We start from the raw sequence: 18,248 nt of genomic DNA, 5'->3' as shown, positions 1-18,248 counted from the left end.
GAAGCTTCGCTCCGGTATTCGGCGCTCTCAGGCGAAATCGGCGCGCGTCAGGACGTAGACCGGTTTGCGGGCGGCGGAGTAAGCGCGGAGGGCCGCCGTGTTGATGGCGACTCGGGCGGCGTCGAACGCCTTTAGATAACCTGCTTCCGAGGTCGCCGCTGATAAGAGGTCCGCCGCCACGAAGAAGGGGATTTCAAACACACCATTATGACCGATGAAGCGGACGCGCTTGCCAGCCTCTTCGTAACTTCTGCTCGGGTTCGGAAAACTGAGACTCATGGAAAGCTCCTCGCGGTGGACGACTGCATCTTCAATGCGAAAAGTAGCCATCGGCGGCGCAAACATTCTCGCTGGCGCACTCTCAAAAGGAAATGTCAGATACTTATCCAGAAATTCGCTGCAGAATGCACAAAATTCCGGTCATTCAAATAAAAAATGAAACTTACGAATGTAAATTTCCGTCATCACCCCATAAGATTATGTGTTTATCGATTGACTTCACCATATCATGAAAAAAAAAATTCTGTTTTTTTATTTTTAAAAAAGAAACTTTTGTAAAAATTCGAAGAAAAGCCAATAATTTAATTTGCTTTCTGCGGTTTAAGGCGTAGATTGAAATTGTCCGGATTGCCATTGGCTCCAGGTCCGAGTGTGGGCCGTATCGATCCCGATAATCATCGATTAGAGGGAATAAAGCCATGTCATTCAGTCAAACCATCGAAAAAGCAAAACCCTATATGGTGGGTTTCGTTCTCGGTCTCGTGGCCGCGCCGATCATCGCCTTCAACGCGGGATGGGTTTCCACCACCAGTGCACGAGCCGAGGCCGTGAAAACTGCGCGCGTAGAGACCCTTGCGGGTATATGCTCCGCCAACGCGGGACGGATAGCCACTGCAAGCAGCACTGATCTTGCGACAGTCAAGGGATATGAAAACCGTGCCAAACGGGACGAGCTCGTCGCCGCCGCAATGGCCGATATCGAGGTGCCGGCGGACCTTCTGAGCAAGGTCACCTTCGATTGCGGACGTATATTGTCCTGATCACGGCGCCATGGAGATCACAAGGCACGACGCCGGAGGCACGCTATCCTTCGCTCCAAATGATTCTATCGTGCTTCTAAGCAGAAAATGGGTCCTGAAGGTTGCCCATTTCTCAACTGCGTTTAACACATCACCCGAAAGCTCGACCATTCGCTGACTTGGTTTCGATCTCAACGATTGATGACCGCTTTCGGAATCTTCCTGCGACCTGCTCGACGACCGACACGAAGGCGCATAGCAGACATTCGGCGACGGATCTTTCAACGTTATCCGAGGTCTTTCCGCAAAGCCGCTTAAAGTGACTACACATTCGCACAACACTTCATTCGATCGATTGAAAGATAGTGCCGGTCCCGCTTTTCAATTAGACAGTTCAATCGGGATGCCATGATGAGCAGAATGTCGGACAGGAAATCTGCGTGACCTGAACGCCTTCGTCATCGTCGCGGAGGAAGGCAGGCTGGTCTTCACCAGCGTCGTGCAGGTGCGCCAGGCCTGCCTCGCCGGCTTCGGCCTTGCTTATCTGCCGCTCGATTTCGTGGCCGGGCATATCGCCAGCGGAGAACTCGTCGCGGTGCTTGCCGACTGGTGCAAAACCTTCGAGGGTTATCACCTCTACTATCCGAGCCGGCGACAGCATCCGCCCGCCCTACACCGACCGCATAGCCCGTCTTGCAAACTACCAGCCGCGGCCAGTCAGAAGGCTGCCGGGTTGGCCGGAACCGGTCGATCCACTTCGGGATAATATCGCGATAAGCCGCCGTCCCGCTCCAACCTCATCTCAATGGTCGGGAGCAGATGCCGTTTAGAGTAGATACCGCAGTTCCCGCCATCATAGATCATGACCGCCCCAGCAATCAGCCGCGATGTGTCGCTTTAGCCGGAAGCTGGCAGAGGATGCCCAGCCCTGTCACAAGGTTGGTATCGTGCCGCCGTCGATGACGAATTCCGTGCCTGTTGCCGCGCCGGCGCGCGGGGAGACGACGAAGGCAATGAGATCGGCAACCTCCGCCGGTCTGGCGGGGCGTCCGAGCGGAATGCCGCCCAGCGAATCCATGACGATCCGCTTGCCGCCCTCGTAGTCGGTGCCCGCCTGTTCGGCCAGGCGCTCGGCCATCGCAACCGCGGCCTCGGTCTCCACCCAGCCGGGAGAGACCCGCACCACGCGAACCCCCTTCGGCGCCACCTCCTTCGACAGGCTCTTGCTGTAGGTCGAAAGGGCGGCCTTGGCGGCCGCATAGGCGGTCGTGGATTCGGGAAGCGGCAAACGGTTCTGGATCGAGGTAACATGCACGACCACGCCCGCCCCTTGCGCGATCAACCCGGGCAGAAGCGCCCGGTCGAGACGGACGGCCGGCATGAGATTCCAGTTCAGCTCCTTGAACCATTCCGCGTCATCCAGCGCCGCGAACCCGCCGCCGGGCGCGGACGAACCGCCCACCACATGCACGACGATGTCCACACCGCCGAGACGATCGAGCACGCCGACGGCCACATCGGCGCAGCCTTCGGCTGTCGTGAGGTCAGCCACGATGAAGTGGACATCTTCCGTCGAATTGGCCGGCACGGTGCGGGCGGTCGTCACCACGCGCGCACCGGCCTCGCGCAGAGCCTCGACCACGGCCGCGCCGATGCCCTTCGTTCCGCCCGTCACCAGGGCGCGCTTGCCCTTCAAGCCGAGATCGAAGCTCATGGGGTGATCTCCAGCCGCGCGATCTTCTCGCCTTCCAGAACGAACGCATAGCGCAGATCGACCGGGCTGCCGGGGAAGTTCCCCGCGACATGGGCCGTCACCACGGTCTGACCGCCTTCCTCGCTGACCGCAAAGGGATCGGCGGTGTAGCTGAACTTCCCGGACGCCTCCGTCTTCCATCGACGGATGGCGTCGCGGCCCCTATGGGTCTGGCGCTCGTCCACGACGATAGCGTTTTCGGTGAAGCAAAGGGCGACGGCATTGCCATCGTTCTGATCGGCGGCGAAATAGGCCGCGACCGGTTCCGGCAGGGTGATCGGCATGAGAGTTCTCCGATTTGTGTTGTCTCCGCAGATAAATCGCCCTAACCTCATCAAATGACAAGAACAGATAAAAAAGTAAGGTACTCACCGGAAGGTAAGTCTTCCCATGGCCATACGCGCGAAACGGCGGCCGAAGGCGTCGAAAACGTGCTGAAGCTGCTCGAAGGCCGGTGGAAGCTGATCATCCTGTTCCACCTGTTCGGCGGCAACGTCATGCGGTTTTCCGATCTCGAGCGGGCAATCCCGGCGGTATCGCAGAAGATGCTGATCCAGCAGCTTCGGCAAATGGAAGGCGACGGCATCGTGCGCCGCATCGTTCACCATCAGGTGCCGCCCAAGGTGGAATACTGCCTCACGAAATGGGGCCAGGCATTGTGCCCGGCGCTCGATGCGCTGCTGTGCTGGGCCGCGCAGCGGGAGGAGGAAGGGGTTCGGTCGCCCACTGTTGCAAACTGAACAGCTGGGTTGTCCAAGACATTTTGTGTGTCGCGCTACTCCAAGGGTTCGCCGTCAGCCTGCCGCCCTGAAATCAAGAGGCATTTTCGGCGCTTAGGAGGACCTTCGGTGCGCCCCGAGCGGGCTGGGCCGTAGCGCTCGACTTTCCCGATGTACTCTCTTCCATGGTTCGCCATTATGAAGCTGACCTTAAAGACGCATCCGGATATCGGCATCTAATCAAGGAATACGACTGGCTCTATCTTTCCCAACGATACGAAATATCGAGAAGGATGGGTGCTTTGTGTTCACGCAGTCAATTCGCCGCGCCGATAATAGCCATGGTGACAATACTTTCCCCCTTGGCCGCCATGGCTGACCAGATAGCGAAGTTCGAGCCGCTGACCATTCAGGATCAAGGAAGCTTCGCCGTCGGCGGAACGGTGGTGAACACCCCCGGCACATACAATAACAACGTCCCCACCGCTGAGGGACAGACGTTCCACGGCGACCATCTCTACGCCTTCTATCAGGTTCCCCCAAACCCCAAGGCACTGCCGATCGTCATGCTGCACGGCGCGTTCCAGTCGGCGCGTAGCTGGGAGACGACGCCGGACGGGCGCGAGGGCTTCCAGACCCTTTTCCTGCGTCGCGGCTTCCCCGTCTATGTCGTCGATCAGCCTCGTCGCGGCCGGGCGGGCAACAGCACCGTCGCGACGACGATCGAACCGGCACCCAACGACCAGCTTTTCTTCGACCAGTTCCGGATCGGCAAGTGGCCGGACTACTTCGACAATGTCCAGTTCGATCGCAAGCCGGAGACGCAGGACCAGTTCTTCCGCTCCGTCACGCCGAACACCGGGCCTTACGATGCCGGCGTGATTTCCAACGCGATGGCGGCGCTGTTCGACAGGACCGGTCCCGGCATCCTCTTCACCCATTCGCAGGGCGGCGGTCCGGGCTGGCTGACGGCGATCAGGAGCGAGAACGTCAAGGCGATCGTGGCGTTCGAACCGGGCAGCGGCTTCATCTTTCCGGAGGGCGAGCTTCCGGAAGAAATGCCGAGCGCAGCCGGCACGCTGAAGCCCGAGGCTGTGCCGCTCGCGGACTTCGAGAAGCTCACCAGGATTCCGATCGTCATCTATTATGGCGACAACTTTCCAACCGAACCAACCGCGGAACGAGGACAGGACAATTGGCGGGTACGGCTCGCCATGGCTAAGCTTTGGGTCGACGCGATCAACAAGCGCGGCGGCGATGCCCGGCTGGTGCATCTTCCCGAGATCGGCATTCGCGGCAATACGCACTTCCCGATGTCCGACCTGAACAATGTCGAGATCGCCGATCAGGTCGCGCAGTTCCTCGCCGAGAAGAAACTGAATTGATGCCCCTGCGCGGGGATCGCTCTTCCCCGCACATCGAAGATTGGAGTTCGACATGACCGACGACGTCATCGACACGAAAAGGCGCGCGTTCCTCGGAGCCTCCGCGCTTGTTCTCTCAGGTGCAATCATAGGAGTTCCGGCAATGATCACTTCCGCCGCTGTCGCAGCCGACTACAAGCAGAACCCGTTCACCCTGGTCTATGACGGGGCGATCACGAAGAACGAACCGGGCAAGGTCAATATCCACCCGGTCAGGTACAAGCTCCACGGCCTCGATATCGTCGCCAACGTCTACACCCCGGCCAACTACGATCCGGGCCGGAAATACCCCGCGATCGTGGTGGCGCACCCGAATGGCGGCGTGAAGGAGCAGGTCGCAGGCCTCTATGCGCAGCACCTGGCGGAGCAGGGCTACATCACGATTGCGATGGACGCCGCCTATCAGGGCGGGAGCGGCGGCGAGCCGCGCAGCGTGGACAAGCCCCAGTTCCGCATCGAGGACATTCACGGTGCAGCGGACTTCATCACCGGCTATGCGGGCGTCGATGCCGAACGGCTTGGTCTGCTCGGTATCTGCGGCGGCGGCGGGTACTCGCTGTCCGCGGCGAAGGCGGACAAGCGCTTCAAGTCGGTCGCGACGCTGAGCATGTTCAACTCCGGCCGGGTTCGCCGCAATGGCTTTGCGGATTCGCAACTCGGCACGATCCAGGAGCGCCTGCGGCAGGTTTCCGAAGCACGCGCCCAGGAGATGTCCGGCGGAGAAATCCTCTATTCAGGCGACGCCAATCTTACGGACGAGCAGATCGCCGCGCTGCCGTTCGAGATGTACCGGCAGGGCTACGAATATTACTGGAAGACGCACGCGCATCCCAACTCGACCTTCAAGTACACGACGAGCAGCTTGCTGGACCTGATGCGGTGGGATGCCACCGACCAGATCGACCTGATCGACCAGCCGTTACTGATGATCGCCGGCAGCAAGGCCGACAGCCTCTACATGACCGAGGACGCCTATCCGAAGGCCACCGGCACGGCGGACAAGGAGCTGTTCAAGATCGAGGGCGCGACGCATATCGAAACCTATTGGATTCCCGAGTATGTCGAAGCCGCGATGGGCAAACTGACGCCGTTCTTCGCCCGGACCCTTGTCTCCGACCGCACATAGTGCGTCGCCCCATTTAAATCAGGCCATCCCCGACGCCCAAGGAGTCATCCATTGAAGACGCTCACCACACGCCTGTTCCTCGCAGCCAGCCTGCTTCTGTCCGGAGGTTTTTCCACCATGGCCCACGCTCAGTCCGAAACGCCGGTGGCGAAACAGCAGTCACGCGCCCAGCAGCTCTACGGCGAGATCGCGCCGAAGATGGCGGAACTGACCGATGACGTGCTCTATGCCGACATCTGGGAGCGCCCCGGCCTCTCCAAGCGTGACCGGAGCCTTGCGACGGTGACGGCCCTCATCGCGCTCAACCGGCCTGACCAGCTTCGTTCCCATCTCAATATCGCGCGTCAGAACGGCGTGACGGAAGAGGAACTGATCGAGGTCATCACGCACATGGCCTTCTACTCCGGCTGGCCGAGTGCGGTTTCGTCGCTCGCGATCGCGAAAGAGGTCTTTCAGAAGTGAGGCCGGCATGAAATCCTCTCTCCTGATCGCAACCGTTCTGGTTTCCGCCATGCCCGCCTTTGCAAACTCGGAGGTCGTGATCACGCGCACCGGCTCACAGCCGTCCGCGGCGGGGCCGGCCGAGAACTTCACCGGCTCCGTCCGCGTGGACGACCGCTTCAAGGGGAGCGGCGAGGCCCGGATCGGCGGCGCGACCGTCACTTTCGAGCCAGGAGCGCGGACCGCGTGGCACACGCATCCGCTCGGCCAGACGCTGATCGTCACGGCGGGCGTCGGCCTCGTGCAGCAGGAAGGCGGCTCCATTCAGGAAGTCCGGCCCGGCGACATCGTCTGGATACCGCCGGGCGTCAAGCACTGGCACGGCGCCAGCGCCACGGTCGGCATGAGCCATATCGCCTTTTCCGAAGCGCTCGACGGCAAGTCCGTCGACTGGATGGAGAAGGTCTCGGACGATCAGTACGGACGCTGATCGCCAATCGATACGAAACCGCGCGGGCCGCCGGAATGGCGGCCTGCCGTCCGGCACCGCATTTTTCGATATCAAAGCGAGCTCCGCTCATGAAAACATTCGCACATCCGGTTGCCTTGAGCGCGCTTGCCGCCTCTGCCGCCTGTCTCATCGGCTGGCAGGTCCATGCGGAACCCAACCGCGTCCAGTTTCCCGACATCGATGCGCTGGTTCACTACACGACGGTCCGGCGCGGCAATGTCATGGAGCACATCATGACCACGCCGGCGGCCATGGAGGCCGTCAAGGCTGGCCAGCCGATCCCGGCGGGCACGCATTTCGTGCTGGTCGATCATCGGGACGGCGAGCTCTATCGCTACTTCGTCATGCAGAAGGGCGAAGGCTTCGGGGCCGAATACGACGACAGCCGCCGCACCGGCGACTGGCAGTTCCAATGGTTCTGGCCGGACAGGTCGATCAACATGGACGAGAACACGGCACGCTGTCAGTCCTGCCACAGTAGCCAGCAAGGGAGCGACTATCTGTTCACGGCCTATCGCATCCCCCGTTTCGACGGCACGCCGGTCGAATGAACGGGAGGCCTGACGCTTGAGCCCTGTCTTTCTCACCCGGCTGTTCCTCGACCTTCTTGCCGCCGGTCTCCTGCTGTTCGCCTTCTCCTACTGGTGGCTCGGCAATGTCGCCCATGAATTGGCCGGAACGGCGATGTTCCTGCTGGTGATCGTGCATAATGTCTTCAATCGCCGCTGGTATGGCGCGATCCCGAAGGCGCGGCGAGACGTGCGGGGCCTGTTCAACATCGTGGTGACGTTCCTGCTTCTCGTTGCGATGCTGGCTTTGCTGGTGACGAGCGTGCTGATTTCCCATGCGCTGTCCGGCGTCATGTCGCCCTTTGGCGGTTTCACCGTCCGGCAGATTCATACTTTGGCGGCCTATTGGGTGCTGGTGATCGTCGCCGTTCATCTCGGCCTGCGCTGGCCGATGCTCATGGGCGTGGCGCGCAAGCTCGCCAGGATCACGCAGCCGAGCGCCGCTCGCACGCTCGTATTGCGCATGATTGCAATTCTTGTCGCGATCCATGGCGTCTGGAGTTCGTTCGCGCTTGCGGTCGGCACGAAGCTCTCCATGCAGATGACGCTCGACTGGTGGAACTTCGAGGAATCCGTCATGGGCTTCTTCGTGCACTGCATTGCGATTCTCGGCCTCTATATCTGCCTGACCTACTACGCCATGAAGGGACTCCAGCTCAGGAAACGCAGGTCAGCCGCCGCGATACCGGAGAATGTCCACCAATAAGGCCAGCGCCGGAGATTGCTGCCGCCGGCTCGGGTAATAGAGGTGATAGCCGGGGAACCAGGGGCACCAATCCTCCAGAACCCGGATGAGCCGCCCATCAGCAACATAAGGAAGAACCTGATCTTCGGGCATGTAGGCCACTCCGAGGCCATCCAAGGCCGAGGACAGCCGCATGGCGAGGCTGTTGAAGATGAGCTGTCCTTCGCCCCGCACCTTCACTTCTCGGCCCTTTTTCTCAAGGCCCCAGCTAAACACGCCGCCATAGGTCGGCAGGCGCGTATTGATGCATTTGTGTGCGGTCATGTCCTGGGGAGATTTCGGCAGCGGATACCGCTCGAAATAGGCTGGCGATGCGACGACCGCCATGCGCATCTGCGGCCCGATGGGCACGGCGATCATGTCTTTCGCGACCTGCTCGCCCATGCGAACCCCGGCGTCGAACCCTTCCGCTACGATATCGGTCAGGCCATAGTCGATGATGATCTCGACCTGTATGTCCGGATAATCCGGCAGGAAGCGCTTGAGCGCGGGTTGCAGGATGGAGATCGCGGGATGTTCGCCGGTCGTGATCCGAACGGTTCCGGCCGGTTTGTCCCGAAGCTCGCTCAATGCCGCCAGCTCCGTTTCGATCTCCTCGAAGCGCGGCGCGAGCGTGCGCAGCAGCCGTTCGCCGGCTTCGGTCGAGGCAACGCTGCGCGTCGTCCGGGTCAGGAGCCTCAGACCCAATCGCTCTTCGAGATTGCGGATGGTCTGGCTCAGGGCCGAGGGCGAAACGCGAAGCTTTGCAGCCGCTCTCGTGAAGCTGCGTTCCTTGGCGACGATGGCGAATGCGGCGAGATCGTTGAAGTTTTCCATCTGGATTTATTAGCTCATCTAAAAGGCTCATGCGGATTATGGCATCTTATCGCAAGCTGCGGCAGGCGCTACATTTACCGACATGATCCTTGGAAGCTGACCTGCCGCGTGCGCCAGCCGCCGCGGCCGGTCGATTGGAGTTTCCAACTGGTCGGCGGCCCCGATCGGAAACAGTGGAGAAAGCCATGGCTACGGACAACCCGACACGGAGGGAAATCCTCATGACCTCGCTGCTCTTGCCTGTCATGGCCGGGGGAGCAGCGTCCGTCTCTCCGTCCGCGGCGGCCCGACTCCCGGAAGGAAGGAGACTGGTCGCTTACTTTTCGCGGAGCGGAAACACGCGGGTCGTCGCCGGTCAGGTCAGCCGGGCATTGCAAGGCGACCTGTTCGAGATCGAGCCGGAGAATCCTTATCCGGCCGACTACTTCGAGACGGTCGAGCAAGCGAAACAGGAGACCGATCGCGGCTACGAACCGCCGCTGAAAGCGACAGTCCCCGATTTCGCCTCCTGCCGAACGGTATTCCTTGCCTTTCCGATCTGGGGGATGACCGCACCGCCCGTGGTCCGCTCGTTTCTCGCCAGGCACGATCTGTCAGGCAAAACCATCGTCCCACTCATCACGCATGGCGGTTACGGGCTGGGCGACAGCCTGGATGTCGTTGCCGACCATGCGCGGCAGGCCAGCCTTGTCCAGGGTTTCTCCATGGAGGCTCCGCAGGAGCGGCAGACCATAGAGCGGATCACGGCGTGGCTGGACACGTTGAACGTCGCGCCGTGATCCTGGGCTCCGGCAACAGGGATGAAGCGAATGACCACGAAACGATCGTCGAGACCATCGTTGGACAAAGTCGCCCTGCGTCCCGCCGGTCTTGCCGTCTCCCTCTTGCTGGCCGCTTCCTCTGTCGCGGCCAATGAAGACAGGGCCGTTTCATCAACAGCCAGCGGTGAACGTGTCGCGGTAAGGGGCGAGACGGGAGAACGGCATGCGCGGCTGAAGCCGGAAAGCCGTCTTGCCGAGCTCCTGAAACACCCCGCTTTCACAGGCCACGCGCGAATGCTTCTGCCCTGGGATGATCGCGCCTACGATGAAAATATGCAGCTCAGCGAAATCGGTTCGCTTCTGCCGTATCATACCAATGTCGATCCCGATGTCGTGGTGTCCGCGCTCAATCGCATGATCGACGATATCAGCGCCGGCAACACCGTCTTCCATGACGTTTATACCCCCGAGGAGAAACATGCGGAGCCGGCCCGTGTGAATACCGGCCTCTTCTTTTTCCGCGGCAATCCGGGCGCACCTTTCGCGATCGTCGCCCCCGGCGGCGGCTTTTCCTATGTCGGCTCCGTCCACGAGGGCTTTCCCTATGCCGCCGAGATCAGCAAGGCAGGCTACAACGTCTTCGTGCTGAAATACCGGGTCGGTTCGGGCGGCAGGCCCGCGACCGAGGACATGGCCGCCGCCATTTCCTATATTTTCCGAAACGCCGGGACGCTTGGCGTCAGCACCCGGAACTATTCGCTGTGGGGTAGTTCCGCAGGTGCTCGAATGGCTGCGGCAATCGGCTCGCACGGCGTTGCGGCTTTCGGAGGCGACGACCTTCCCAAGCCCTCTGCCGTCATCATGGCCTATACCGGGCATTCCGACACATCTGCCGATGAGCCTCCTACCTTTGTGGTCGTCGGCGAACAGGATGGAATAGCGCCGCCCTCTGTGATGGAGCAGCGCGTGGCGATGCTTCGCACGGCAGGCACCGAGGTAAAGTATCGGAGATATGCAAACCTGGGCCATGGTTTTGGACCGGGCACCGGCACGAGCGCTGAAGGCTGGATCGCCGATGCGACGCGGTTCTGGGAAACATTCATCAGGAATAGCGACATGCAGTAACGAGAATGGCCATGAACGAAACCTCGACGCACTGTGCTCGTCGGTGGCGCGACCGGCAGCATCGAACGGCCTGTGGTCGCTTACGATATCGAATTGCCATGCGTGCTTTGGTTCGTAACGCAAATCGTGGGAAGGTGCTTCCGCCGTAAGTCGATGGCAGCGGCGGCGACCTGACTCATGCGGGCTCGCCATGCAAATGGTCAGCAGTCGACCTAATATCCGCGTTGAGCATACCACGGCCTGCCGCCCAAAGCAGACCTTCCGCAAAAGGGCCGCTGCCAGCCTTTCGAGTGGAGCATCCGAAAGGTAGTCTCGGCTCAATCATCATCCTTACTCATCCTGCGCGGGCGTAGAGCGCGGGCGGGATTCCGACGCGTCGGGCAAAGGCAGTGCTGAATGCGCTGGCTGATCCATAGCCAACGCGTTCGGCCACCTTTGCGACGGTGATCCTGTCCCGACGCAGAAGATCCTTGGCAAGCGTCATGCGCCAACCGGCGACATATTCCATCGGGGCGACCCCGACTTCGCGCCGGAACCGCTCGAAGAAGGTGGTGCGCGACAGGGCCGCCTCGCGCGCCAGCGTATCCACTGTCCAGGCCCCTGCCGGCCGGTCGTGAATGCAGCGGAGGGCGATGGCGAGACGGTCGTCGCAAAGGCCGCGCAAGAGCCCGGATGGCGCCGCCGGGCCTGAAGCCGATCGCAGGGCCTCGATCAGGAGAACTTCCAGGAGCCGCGTCAGGACGGCCTCGCGGCCGGGACGCTTCGCGCGCATCTCGTCGTTCACGAAAGCCACCAGGGCGGCCAGCCGCTGCTCGCCGCGCACATGCACGAGCTGTGGCAGAAGTGAAACGAGAAGATCGGCATCGTCCGAAGCGAAGGTGCAGTGCCCAACCAGCATGCGCAAATCAGGCGCCACGCCCTCGGGTCCAAGACGGAACACGCCCGGGCTTGTCTCGACCCTTGCCGCCTCCCCTCCTATGCAAGGGGCCAGGCTGGACATGACGAAATCGTAGGCAGCCGGCGCGAGTACGAAGTCGCCGCCCTCGAGCATGACGGGCGCTTGGCCGGCGAGCTCGAGGCGGCAGCGTCCCTCCAGGACCGCGCAATAGAAGGGCTGGCCTTCGTCGGTGCGATGCACGCGCCATGCACCGCCCGCGACGACGAGCTTAGAGAGATCGGCCTTGGGTTGCAGGAGACCGACGACTTGGCTGAGGGGATCCGACATTTTCGTACGATCGCAAAAATTATTCGTACCTTCTATTATAGAACATCCGGCATTTCTTGCCTATCCTCCTGTCATTCCCAACAGGAGATCATCTCATGACCACCATCCTTATCACCGGCTGCTCTTCCGGCTTCGGCCTGGAGACGGCGCGCTTCTTTCTTGATCGGGACTGGACGGTCATCGCCACGATGCGCACGCCGCGCGAAGGTATCCTGCCGCTGTCCGACCGGCTGCGCGTTCTGCCGCTTGACGTGACGGATGCAGGCAGCATCGAACGCGTCGTCGAAGCTGCAGGTCCGATCGACGTCCTCGTCAACAACGCCGGCGTCGGCCTCATGAATGCGCTGGAGGGCGTGCCGATCGAAAAGATCCGCGAGTTGTTCGAGACCAATACGATCGGCACCATTGCCATGACGCAAGCCGTTCTGCCGCAGTTCCGTAAGCGGGGCGCCGGTACGATCGTCAACGTGACGTCCAGCGTTACCCTGCGCGCTCTGCCGCTCTTGTCCGCCTATACGGCGACCAAAGCTGCGGTGAATGCCTTCACGGAATCGCTGGCGCTGGAGTTGGAGCCGCTCGGTATTTTCCTGCGCCTCGTTCTGCCGGGTGCTTCGCCTGAAACCGCGTTCGGTGCGAACGCCCGTGCCCGCATGGGGATGGAGGTGCCCGAAGCCTATGCCGGAGTTATGGCAGAGATCGTGGCCAACCGGCAACGCGCGACCGAATTCACGCGCGCCATCGACGTCGCCGAGGCGGTCTGGCGTGCGGCAACCGATCACGCCTGTCCTATGCGCCTGCCCGCTGGAGCGGACGCTTTAGCCTGGTCGAAGTCCGTATGATCGTTTATCCGTCCATCGAGTCGACATACCCACGCACGGCTTTTGGGGGATCGGAAGCTGCCAGTCCGTTCACGGTTAGGGGACATTGAATAGCCGACATTCGTTCTCTCATCTAAGCGTCTACCCGACTGTTCTATTTCCCTCGGTGAGGACTGCCTCCCTGCTTGATGTTCGCGGAGCGAAAGATAGATCATTCCTCTGAATGAGGAGGCACAAATGGCCGCACTGCAACCCGATATGGATCAGAACCGGCTCCTGGCGACTTTGCCGAAAGCCGATCTCGAACAGATTGCCGACGATCTCGAATATGTGTCGTTGCCGCTTGGTACCTCCCTTGCCGGGGTTGGGAAACCGATCGAGTACGTCTACTTTCTCACCGACGGCATTGGTTCGGTGGTTGTGACGACGCCTGAAGGATATCGGACGGAAGCAGGGATATTCGGCTTCGATGGCTATGTGCCTACCTCCGCTATCGCCGGCGTGGAAGTCAGTCCGCACGACGTGGTCATCATGGTGGAGGGTGGCGGCTATCGCATGGCGTACGATGCTTTCCGCCTCCGAATGGACGGGAACCGCAATATGAGCAAGGTGATGATCCGTTCGATCGAAAGCTTCTCCGTCCAGCTGGCCTATACGGTGACCTCCAATGCCATCCACGATATTGACGTCCGCCTCGCCCGATGGTTGCTGATGTGCCATGACCGCATCAAGGGCGACAAGATCCATCTCACCCACGACTTCATTGCTACCATGCTGGCGGTCCGGCGACCGAGCGTTACGACTGCCCTCCATGTGCTTGAGGGTCATCACTTCATCCGCTCTGAGCGGGGTAACGTCGTCATCCGAGACCGACCCGCGCTGCAAGAATATGCGCGGGACGCCTACGGCAAACCCGAAATGGAATTCGAGCGTTTAATGAAAGATCTCTTCTAGAGCAGATTCGCCTTACTGCATTCGTTGTACATGAACGCGCAGAAGCAGTTGGCGACGACGGACCAGAGTGCGCGTCGGTTCTTGCAGCGGCCTTTCGCAGGAGGGCCTTGAGCTTGGAGAAGGCCATCTCGATCGGGTTGAAGGCCAGCGAGTATGACGGCAGGAATAGAGCAGGGTACCGTTCTTCTCGATCGCCTTGCGCATGCCGCTGATCTTGTGAGCGGGCAAGTTGTCCATGATCACGATGTCGCCGGGGCAAAGCTCAGGTGCGAGACCTTGCTCTGCGTGGACACGGCAGTCTCGGATCAGCCTCTCGGGGTCGAGATCGAGCGGGCCGTCGAACCAAGCTATGCGGCGCCGCAGAACATCGGGGCGCTGCCGCTCGGCGGCGTGTGCCGTCTTTGTTTGAACGTGATGCCGCACCCCGGTCCAGGAACAGCCAGACAGTCGTGGGCGGTAAGGCGCTCACCGATCTTGAAATCTCATCTTCAATCGCCGCAATTACCCACTCACGAAGATCGGCGCTCAGGCTCCTCGCCATCTCCACCTCCCGAAAACCAACAGGAGCAGTGAATCAGACAAGGGACCTCGCGGGAAGCCTCAAAGCGACTCTGCGTTTATCGAAAATGCCCTCGATCGACGGCCCACCCCTGAGGATGAGAGCAAAGCTGCATCCAAGCTTCATTCAAGGTGAAACGTCGCGCGAAACGGAATTGTATGGACGACTTCGCCCGCTTCCGTCGTGATCTCGAAACGCTTTCCATCGATCAGCTCTCCAGACTTCACACGTTCTGCCACAATCTCGCGTGCCGAAGCGACGGCCTCATCGATCGCAAGGTCGAGGGTATCGAAGTCCGCCCCTTCCTCGTCAAGCTTTAAGTCCTGACCATTGCGTACGTTGAAAAAGTACCGGGTCATCACGCCCTCCAACACAACCCAACTGCGCCAGGAAGGGTTTGTTCCGTTCGCAGATTGCCCGAAAATGGATGAGGACGCGCCAGCCAGTGCTATCGCCATCACCTGGAACTGCGCCGAAACCGATCAATGGAATTGAGAAAGCCGCAATATTCAAACGCCTTCTCAAACGGCAGGTCCACAAGCGGCCAGCTTGAGGGCTTGGCAGTTGCCCCGGTGAAAACATCATAGATCGTCCATTCGAGATTGGGCTGTATGCGAATGGCATAGCGTTTGGTTTCCATTGGCCGTTTCTGCCGCGCGCCTTCGACCACAAATATCTCCGATTGCTATTTTCGCTTCAGCTTTGGCAGCGGTACGGGATTGGCCGCCTCTTTCGCCAGGCGTAGCGCGCGCAGCTTCTCGGTCTTCTTTTCTCGCGCTGCCGCCTCCTGATCGACGATCCTCCTTGCTATTGAGTTGGTCTCCGCCGCCTTTTTCTCGGCGCTCGCTTTTGTCGGCTTGGGGAACTGTTTTCTGGTCGCTGTCATCCATCGACTCCTCTGTCCGCGACGGTTTCTAAGCAACCTGGGCATGCGCTTGCCTGTCACTGCCGTGACGCGACAACGAAGTCGATGGCGTCCCGAACCGTCAAGAACTCCGCGGCCGGCTCGTCGGGAACGGCAATGCCAAACTCGTCTTCGATAAGCATCACGATTTGGACCACTTCCAGGGAATCAGCACCCAGGTCGTCGACGATTGAGGCATCATCGACGACCCTCGATTGCTTGACGGCCAACTGTCCGGTAATAATGCTCTTCACACGCTCAGCGATATCGGCTCTTGCATCTTCCATGTGTGATCCTTGCCCTGATGAAGGATAATTACTGCGACGATGCGGGCTGACGCGATTGAGAGGGATGAAGACGGTCATACCGGCCTTGATCCGGACGATAGGCCCAAACAAAGCCGACCGCCAAAACCACGATGACAATCATCGCTGTCAGACGATTGGACATAGTGGCCACGCCGTAGTGGAGCCACCCTCGTTTTCCCAAACCTCAACGCTGATGCGCTGCTCCTGCACGCGAGTCCTGCGGGATAGAGGATAGTTTCCAGCATCGATCGTCGCCGACTTGATCAAGCGGATAAGGTTTGCTGCATCTTCGCTCTTGGTCTCCTGCTCCGGCGAAAGGCTGCGGGTCTCATAGTCAGCGTTTTTGAGAATCTGCCGGAGGACGGTTCGGCGTCGTGCTCCCGGATCGGGACCTTTGAAGATGAGAATCACCATAGCCAACCCTCCGCGAGGAGGACGAGGATCATCGCCAGGCTGGCTGCAAAAAACAGGTAACCGCTTGCAGCAGCCCATACGTATCGTTGCTGCCTGTGAAAGAAAGTGGAAGACATCGAGTCCTCCTTCATTTTCAGGGCCAGGGTAACCAACCCTCAAACAGCAGCGCCCTTGTCAATGGCTGCTGGAATAAGAACCTTGCGCTTGATGCCCCGCATTGGCAAGTCCTCAATTGCAGTCGTTTCATGCTGGCAGCGCGCCAAAGTTTGCGGTCGACGGATGAGAAAGCGAGGCGTACTGTTCGTCATTGGTGGCTTTTGGCAAGGGCGCCATCGCTGAAGGTCGCAAGGCTTCCGCCCCAAACACGCAACAATGCGCACCAAGCGAATTCCCCGGCTGTTTTTGAAGCCGCCCATCGGCACCAGGGCAGGTCATTTTCCCGATTTCGGCGTCTTGCCCAATAACGAACGATGTCCGGTCGTCCGAAAAAACAAGAAACATATTGTCATCGAAACATTTGACGAGGCTGGCGTTAGGCGCATCCGGGTTGTTCTTTTGCTGTCTGTCGTCAACGACGTGGCTTACATCGTTCATGACGATGTGCTTACCACACTTTGCCTGGACACGGTTACAAACGCCTACAACGTCGATGACGGCATGCCGACGCTGGAATTGACGGCACAAAAGCGACGGTTCGATGCCTGAGCGATCAGGCGCTCCAGAGCTCGGCGACATTCATATCCTTCGAATAACGGTCATCGGCATCGTTGGAGACGATCCTGATGTCGTCGGATCTCAGCACCGCATTCAAGCGCCTGACGGGACGATCGCCCCTGCCGGCAGGCGCCAGACGTGGAAAGCAGCCGGCATTACAGAACGACCGACTCATGCGGCGAGGAGGTGGCCGTCGCTCACCGCAACCCTGTTGCGCCCACCCTGCTTCGAGCGATAAAGGGCGGCATCGGCTTCTTGCAACAGCAGCGCCAACGGCGTCTCCGCCGAGAGCGCCCGGCCCACCCCGATGCTGAGTGTCGGATGCACCGTGAGCTCGGTTCGCAGGGCGATCACATCGGCAAACGCGCGCTGGATCCCGTCTGCGATCAGGACGGCTTCATCGATGGAAGCGCCATCGAGGATCGCCACGAACTCGTCACCGCCGAGGCGGGAGAGAAGGTCGCCCGAGCGCAGTTGCCCGGACGCGGCGCCTGCAAAAAGCCGAAGCGCCTCATCGCCAGCCGAATGGCCGTGGCGATCGTTCAACGTCTTGAAGTGGTCAAGGTCGAACAGAAGAGCGACCGGCTGGCGGCCCAGCCTCTCGAACGATCGTGACAATCCCGCGCGGTTGAGCAGCCCCGTCAACGGATCGTGCAGGGCGAGCCTCGCCAGCTCGCAATGGCTCCGCTCGGCCGCCATCATCAGCATGACCATGCTGCGCAGCAGCAGGAACATCACGGCCGTGAGCGCCAGCCAGACATGCGCATCGTTGCTGGCGTTCTCGAACAGCCCTGCTCCTCCGAGATCGCCCGTCAGTGCCAGTGTGCCGCGCATCGCAAAGATCATCGCGGTCGGGATATAGAGCGCGACTAGGAGCCAGGCCGAATAGAGCCTTTCCCGCCTGCCCAGCCGCAATCCCTCGCGGATGATCGCGAGATCGATCAGGCCGCATACCGCCGAGCCGAAGGCGACGCGGCCCATGGTATCGGCGCTGCCGCCGAGAAAGACGATGATCACCACGCTTCCTGCGAGGATCGCTCCGAGCGAGTAGCGCAGATAGACGGGGCACCCTGCGAAGACACGGATCGCGACGAACATCAGCACGTAGCCGGCCAGAGTGACGGCATTGCCGATATCGATCGAAAGAACATCGGGAGCGAGATCGCGCAAGGCGATGCAGAGGCAGCCGAGACCGGTGAGGATGTTGCTCGCGCTCCACCAGAGCGGCCAGCGCTGGAACCGTTCGGTCGCGTAGGCTGCCAGTTGGAGTGCGCCCAGGACGATGAGCGTCAGCGATGCAACGACATAGATCGTCCGCAAGTCCAGCGCCAAGGATATTATCC

At 60.4% G+C, this 18,248-nt stretch carries 24 protein-coding genes and 2 pseudogenes; 13 read left to right on the top strand and 13 right to left on the bottom strand.

Going from position 1 to position 18,248, the window contains the following annotated elements:
- Window positions 1-27: 27 nt before the first annotated feature.
- Window positions 28-279 (bottom strand): DUF1488 family protein, encoded by a 252-nt coding sequence (locus AABF56_RS05425; protein ID WP_272805185.1) that lies wholly within the window; start codon window positions 277-279, stop codon window positions 28-30.
- A gap of 419 nt (window positions 280-698) precedes the next feature.
- Here AABF56_RS05425 and AABF56_RS05420 point away from each other — a divergent pair, with 419 nt between their 5' ends.
- The gene (locus AABF56_RS05420; protein WP_272805184.1) at window positions 699-1,040 is read left to right on the top strand and encodes a hypothetical protein; all 342 of its coding nucleotides are present in this window, start codon (window positions 699-701) and stop codon (window positions 1,038-1,040) included.
- Between the two features lie 442 nt (window positions 1,041-1,482).
- Window positions 1,483-1,785, top strand: a pseudogene (locus AABF56_RS05415) (LysR substrate-binding domain-containing protein); the annotation flags it as partial.
- 165 nt (window positions 1,786-1,950) lie between these two features.
- Here AABF56_RS05415 and AABF56_RS05410 read toward each other — a convergent pair.
- Both AABF56_RS05410 and AABF56_RS05405 read right to left on the bottom strand, forming a co-directional pair.
- Window positions 1,951-2,733, bottom strand: a complete 783-nt coding sequence (locus tag AABF56_RS05410; protein WP_272805183.1) for an SDR family oxidoreductase — start codon at window positions 2,731-2,733, stop codon at window positions 1,951-1,953.
- The gene (locus tag AABF56_RS05405) at window positions 2,730-3,056 is read right to left on the bottom strand and encodes a nuclear transport factor 2 family protein (protein ID WP_272805182.1); all 327 of its coding nucleotides are present in this window, start codon (window positions 3,054-3,056) and stop codon (window positions 2,730-2,732) included. The genes AABF56_RS05410 and AABF56_RS05405 overlap by 4 nt, the downstream gene beginning before the upstream one ends.
- Before the next feature lie 54 nt (window positions 3,057-3,110).
- On the opposite strand from AABF56_RS05405, the gene AABF56_RS05400 reads away from it, so the two are divergent.
- The 7 genes from AABF56_RS05400 (at window position 3,111) to AABF56_RS05370 (ending at window position 8,268) form a co-directional block, all read left to right on the top strand.
- Window positions 3,111-3,512, top strand: a complete 402-nt coding sequence (locus AABF56_RS05400; protein WP_272805181.1) for a winged helix-turn-helix transcriptional regulator — start codon at window positions 3,111-3,113, stop codon at window positions 3,510-3,512.
- 320 nt (window positions 3,513-3,832) lie between these two features.
- On the top strand, window positions 3,833-4,876 hold the full coding sequence (locus AABF56_RS05395; RefSeq protein WP_272807445.1) for an alpha/beta hydrolase: 1,044 nt from the start codon (window positions 3,833-3,835) through the stop codon (window positions 4,874-4,876).
- A 142-nt stretch (window positions 4,877-5,018) separates the two neighbouring features.
- On the top strand, window positions 5,019-6,041 hold the full coding sequence (locus AABF56_RS05390) for an alpha/beta hydrolase (RefSeq protein WP_272805180.1): 1,023 nt from the start codon (window positions 5,019-5,021) through the stop codon (window positions 6,039-6,041).
- Between the two features lie 117 nt (window positions 6,042-6,158).
- The gene (locus tag AABF56_RS05385) at window positions 6,159-6,503 is read left to right on the top strand and encodes a carboxymuconolactone decarboxylase family protein (protein ID WP_272807444.1); all 345 of its coding nucleotides are present in this window, start codon (window positions 6,159-6,161) and stop codon (window positions 6,501-6,503) included.
- A gap of 49 nt (window positions 6,504-6,552) precedes the next feature.
- A complete protein-coding gene (locus tag AABF56_RS05380) occupies window positions 6,553-6,972 on the top strand; it encodes a (R)-mandelonitrile lyase (RefSeq protein WP_443021150.1) in 420 nt (139 codons plus the stop codon).
- An 89-nt stretch (window positions 6,973-7,061) separates the two neighbouring features.
- The gene (locus AABF56_RS05375) at window positions 7,062-7,544 is read left to right on the top strand and encodes a cytochrome P460 family protein (RefSeq protein WP_272805178.1); all 483 of its coding nucleotides are present in this window, start codon (window positions 7,062-7,064) and stop codon (window positions 7,542-7,544) included.
- Window positions 7,545-7,560: 16 nt separating this feature from the next.
- On the top strand, window positions 7,561-8,268 hold the full coding sequence (locus AABF56_RS05370) for a DUF4405 domain-containing protein (RefSeq protein WP_272805177.1): 708 nt from the start codon (window positions 7,561-7,563) through the stop codon (window positions 8,266-8,268).
- Here the strand turns inward: AABF56_RS05370 and AABF56_RS05365 are convergent.
- Entirely contained in the window at window positions 8,233-9,123 is an 891-nt protein-coding gene (locus tag AABF56_RS05365; protein ID WP_272805176.1) for a LysR family transcriptional regulator, read from the bottom strand. The two genes, AABF56_RS05370 and AABF56_RS05365, sit on opposite strands and share 36 nt — an antisense overlap.
- A gap of 221 nt (window positions 9,124-9,344) precedes the next feature.
- On the opposite strand from AABF56_RS05365, the gene AABF56_RS05360 reads away from it, so the two are divergent.
- Complete coding sequence (locus tag AABF56_RS05360; protein ID WP_272805175.1) at window positions 9,345-9,902, top strand: flavodoxin; 558 nt, start codon at window positions 9,345-9,347, stop codon at window positions 9,900-9,902.
- Window positions 9,903-9,962: 60 nt separating this feature from the next.
- The gene (locus tag AABF56_RS05355) at window positions 9,963-11,009 is read left to right on the top strand and encodes an alpha/beta hydrolase (RefSeq protein WP_272805174.1); all 1,047 of its coding nucleotides are present in this window, start codon (window positions 9,963-9,965) and stop codon (window positions 11,007-11,009) included.
- 334 nt (window positions 11,010-11,343) lie between these two features.
- Here the strand turns inward: AABF56_RS05355 and AABF56_RS05350 are convergent, their stop codons facing one another.
- On the bottom strand, window positions 11,344-12,234 hold the full coding sequence (locus AABF56_RS05350) for an AraC family transcriptional regulator (protein ID WP_272805173.1): 891 nt from the start codon (window positions 12,232-12,234) through the stop codon (window positions 11,344-11,346).
- A 95-nt stretch (window positions 12,235-12,329) separates the two neighbouring features.
- Between AABF56_RS05350 and AABF56_RS05345 the strand changes: the two genes are divergently transcribed.
- Both AABF56_RS05345 and AABF56_RS05340 read left to right on the top strand, forming a co-directional pair.
- On the top strand, window positions 12,330-13,073 hold the full coding sequence (locus AABF56_RS05345) for an SDR family oxidoreductase (RefSeq protein WP_272805172.1): 744 nt from the start codon (window positions 12,330-12,332) through the stop codon (window positions 13,071-13,073).
- Between the two features lie 216 nt (window positions 13,074-13,289).
- Window positions 13,290-14,006, top strand: a complete 717-nt coding sequence (locus AABF56_RS05340; protein WP_272805171.1) for a Crp/Fnr family transcriptional regulator — start codon at window positions 13,290-13,292, stop codon at window positions 14,004-14,006.
- A gap of 303 nt (window positions 14,007-14,309) precedes the next feature.
- Here AABF56_RS05340 and AABF56_RS37750 read toward each other — a convergent pair.
- From AABF56_RS37750 to AABF56_RS05300, 8 genes and pseudogenes are all read right to left on the bottom strand, one after another.
- Window positions 14,310-14,411 (bottom strand): annotated as a pseudogene (locus tag AABF56_RS37750) (IS630 family transposase); the annotation flags it as partial.
- 276 nt (window positions 14,412-14,687) lie between these two features.
- On the bottom strand, window positions 14,688-14,924 hold the full coding sequence (locus AABF56_RS05330; protein WP_272805170.1) for a DUF6894 family protein: 237 nt from the start codon (window positions 14,922-14,924) through the stop codon (window positions 14,688-14,690).
- Between the two features lie 98 nt (window positions 14,925-15,022).
- Entirely contained in the window at window positions 15,023-15,205 is a 183-nt protein-coding gene (locus AABF56_RS05325; RefSeq protein ID WP_338341903.1) for a hypothetical protein, read from the bottom strand.
- 45 nt (window positions 15,206-15,250) lie between these two features.
- Window positions 15,251-15,451, bottom strand: coding sequence for a hypothetical protein (locus AABF56_RS05320; protein WP_272805168.1), 201 nt, complete (start codon window positions 15,449-15,451; stop codon window positions 15,251-15,253).
- A gap of 56 nt (window positions 15,452-15,507) precedes the next feature.
- On the bottom strand, window positions 15,508-15,756 hold the full coding sequence (gene acpP / locus AABF56_RS05315; protein WP_272807443.1) for an acyl carrier protein: 249 nt from the start codon (window positions 15,754-15,756) through the stop codon (window positions 15,508-15,510).
- 147 nt (window positions 15,757-15,903) lie between these two features.
- A complete protein-coding gene (locus tag AABF56_RS05310; protein ID WP_272805167.1) occupies window positions 15,904-16,191 on the bottom strand; it encodes a hypothetical protein in 288 nt (95 codons plus the stop codon).
- A 243-nt stretch (window positions 16,192-16,434) separates the two neighbouring features.
- Entirely contained in the window at window positions 16,435-16,785 is a 351-nt protein-coding gene (locus tag AABF56_RS05305) for a hypothetical protein (RefSeq protein ID WP_272805166.1), read from the bottom strand.
- Between the two features lie 291 nt (window positions 16,786-17,076).
- Entirely contained in the window at window positions 17,077-18,237 is a 1,161-nt protein-coding gene (locus AABF56_RS05300) for a GGDEF domain-containing protein (RefSeq protein ID WP_272805165.1), read from the bottom strand.
- Between the last annotated feature and the right edge of the window lie 11 nt (window positions 18,238-18,248).

Origin of the sequence: Shinella sp. WSC3-e (genome assembly GCF_945994535.1) — a bacterium.
Taxonomy (GTDB): Bacteria; Pseudomonadota; Alphaproteobacteria; order Rhizobiales; family Rhizobiaceae; genus Shinella; species Shinella yambaruensis.
Note: the sequence above shows the minus strand (reverse complement) of the source record. Positions and strands in the feature narration are given on the sequence as shown.

Excerpts from the sequence above, each read along its gene's own strand:
- AABF56_RS05400 (WP_272805181.1), top strand. The coding sequence starts at position 3,111 with ATGACAAGAACAGATAAAAAAGTAAGGTACTCACCGGAAGGTAAGTCT.
- AABF56_RS05385 (WP_272807444.1), top strand. The coding sequence starts at position 6,159 with ATGGCCCACGCTCAGTCCGAAACGCCGGTGGCGAAACAGCAGTCACGC.
- AABF56_RS05395 (WP_272807445.1), top strand. The coding sequence starts at position 3,833 with ATGGTGACAATACTTTCCCCCTTGGCCGCCATGGCTGACCAGATAGCG.
- AABF56_RS05325 (WP_338341903.1), bottom strand. The coding sequence starts at position 15,205 with ATGGAAACCAAACGCTATGCCATTCGCATACAGCCCAATCTCGAATGG.
- AABF56_RS05305 (WP_272805166.1), bottom strand. The coding sequence starts at position 16,785 with ATGAACGATGTAAGCCACGTCGTTGACGACAGACAGCAAAAGAACAAC.
- AABF56_RS05340 (WP_272805171.1), top strand. The coding sequence starts at position 13,290 with ATGGCCGCACTGCAACCCGATATGGATCAGAACCGGCTCCTGGCGACT.
- AABF56_RS05320 (WP_272805168.1), bottom strand. The coding sequence starts at position 15,451 with ATGACAGCGACCAGAAAACAGTTCCCCAAGCCGACAAAAGCGAGCGCC.
- AABF56_RS05410 (WP_272805183.1), bottom strand. The coding sequence starts at position 2,733 with ATGAGCTTCGATCTCGGCTTGAAGGGCAAGCGCGCCCTGGTGACGGGC.
- AABF56_RS05360 (WP_272805175.1), top strand. The coding sequence starts at position 9,345 with ATGACCTCGCTGCTCTTGCCTGTCATGGCCGGGGGAGCAGCGTCCGTC.
- AABF56_RS05365 (WP_272805176.1), bottom strand. The coding sequence starts at position 9,123 with ATGGAAAACTTCAACGATCTCGCCGCATTCGCCATCGTCGCCAAGGAA.
- AABF56_RS05350 (WP_272805173.1), bottom strand. The coding sequence starts at position 12,234 with ATGTCGGATCCCCTCAGCCAAGTCGTCGGTCTCCTGCAACCCAAGGCC.
- AABF56_RS05425 (WP_272805185.1), bottom strand. The coding sequence starts at position 279 with ATGAGTCTCAGTTTTCCGAACCCGAGCAGAAGTTACGAAGAGGCTGGC.
- AABF56_RS05380 (WP_443021150.1), top strand. The coding sequence starts at position 6,553 with ATGCCCGCCTTTGCAAACTCGGAGGTCGTGATCACGCGCACCGGCTCA.
- acpP (WP_272807443.1), bottom strand. The coding sequence starts at position 15,756 with ATGGAAGATGCAAGAGCCGATATCGCTGAGCGTGTGAAGAGCATTATT.
- AABF56_RS05375 (WP_272805178.1), top strand. The coding sequence starts at position 7,062 with ATGAAAACATTCGCACATCCGGTTGCCTTGAGCGCGCTTGCCGCCTCT.
- AABF56_RS05405 (WP_272805182.1), bottom strand. The coding sequence starts at position 3,056 with ATGCCGATCACCCTGCCGGAACCGGTCGCGGCCTATTTCGCCGCCGAT.
- AABF56_RS05345 (WP_272805172.1), top strand. The coding sequence starts at position 12,330 with ATGACCACCATCCTTATCACCGGCTGCTCTTCCGGCTTCGGCCTGGAG.
- AABF56_RS05390 (WP_272805180.1), top strand. The coding sequence starts at position 5,019 with ATGATCACTTCCGCCGCTGTCGCAGCCGACTACAAGCAGAACCCGTTC.
- AABF56_RS05310 (WP_272805167.1), bottom strand. The coding sequence starts at position 16,191 with ATGGTGATTCTCATCTTCAAAGGTCCCGATCCGGGAGCACGACGCCGA.
- AABF56_RS05330 (WP_272805170.1), bottom strand. The coding sequence starts at position 14,924 with ATGACCCGGTACTTTTTCAACGTACGCAATGGTCAGGACTTAAAGCTT.
- AABF56_RS05420 (WP_272805184.1), top strand. The coding sequence starts at position 699 with ATGTCATTCAGTCAAACCATCGAAAAAGCAAAACCCTATATGGTGGGT.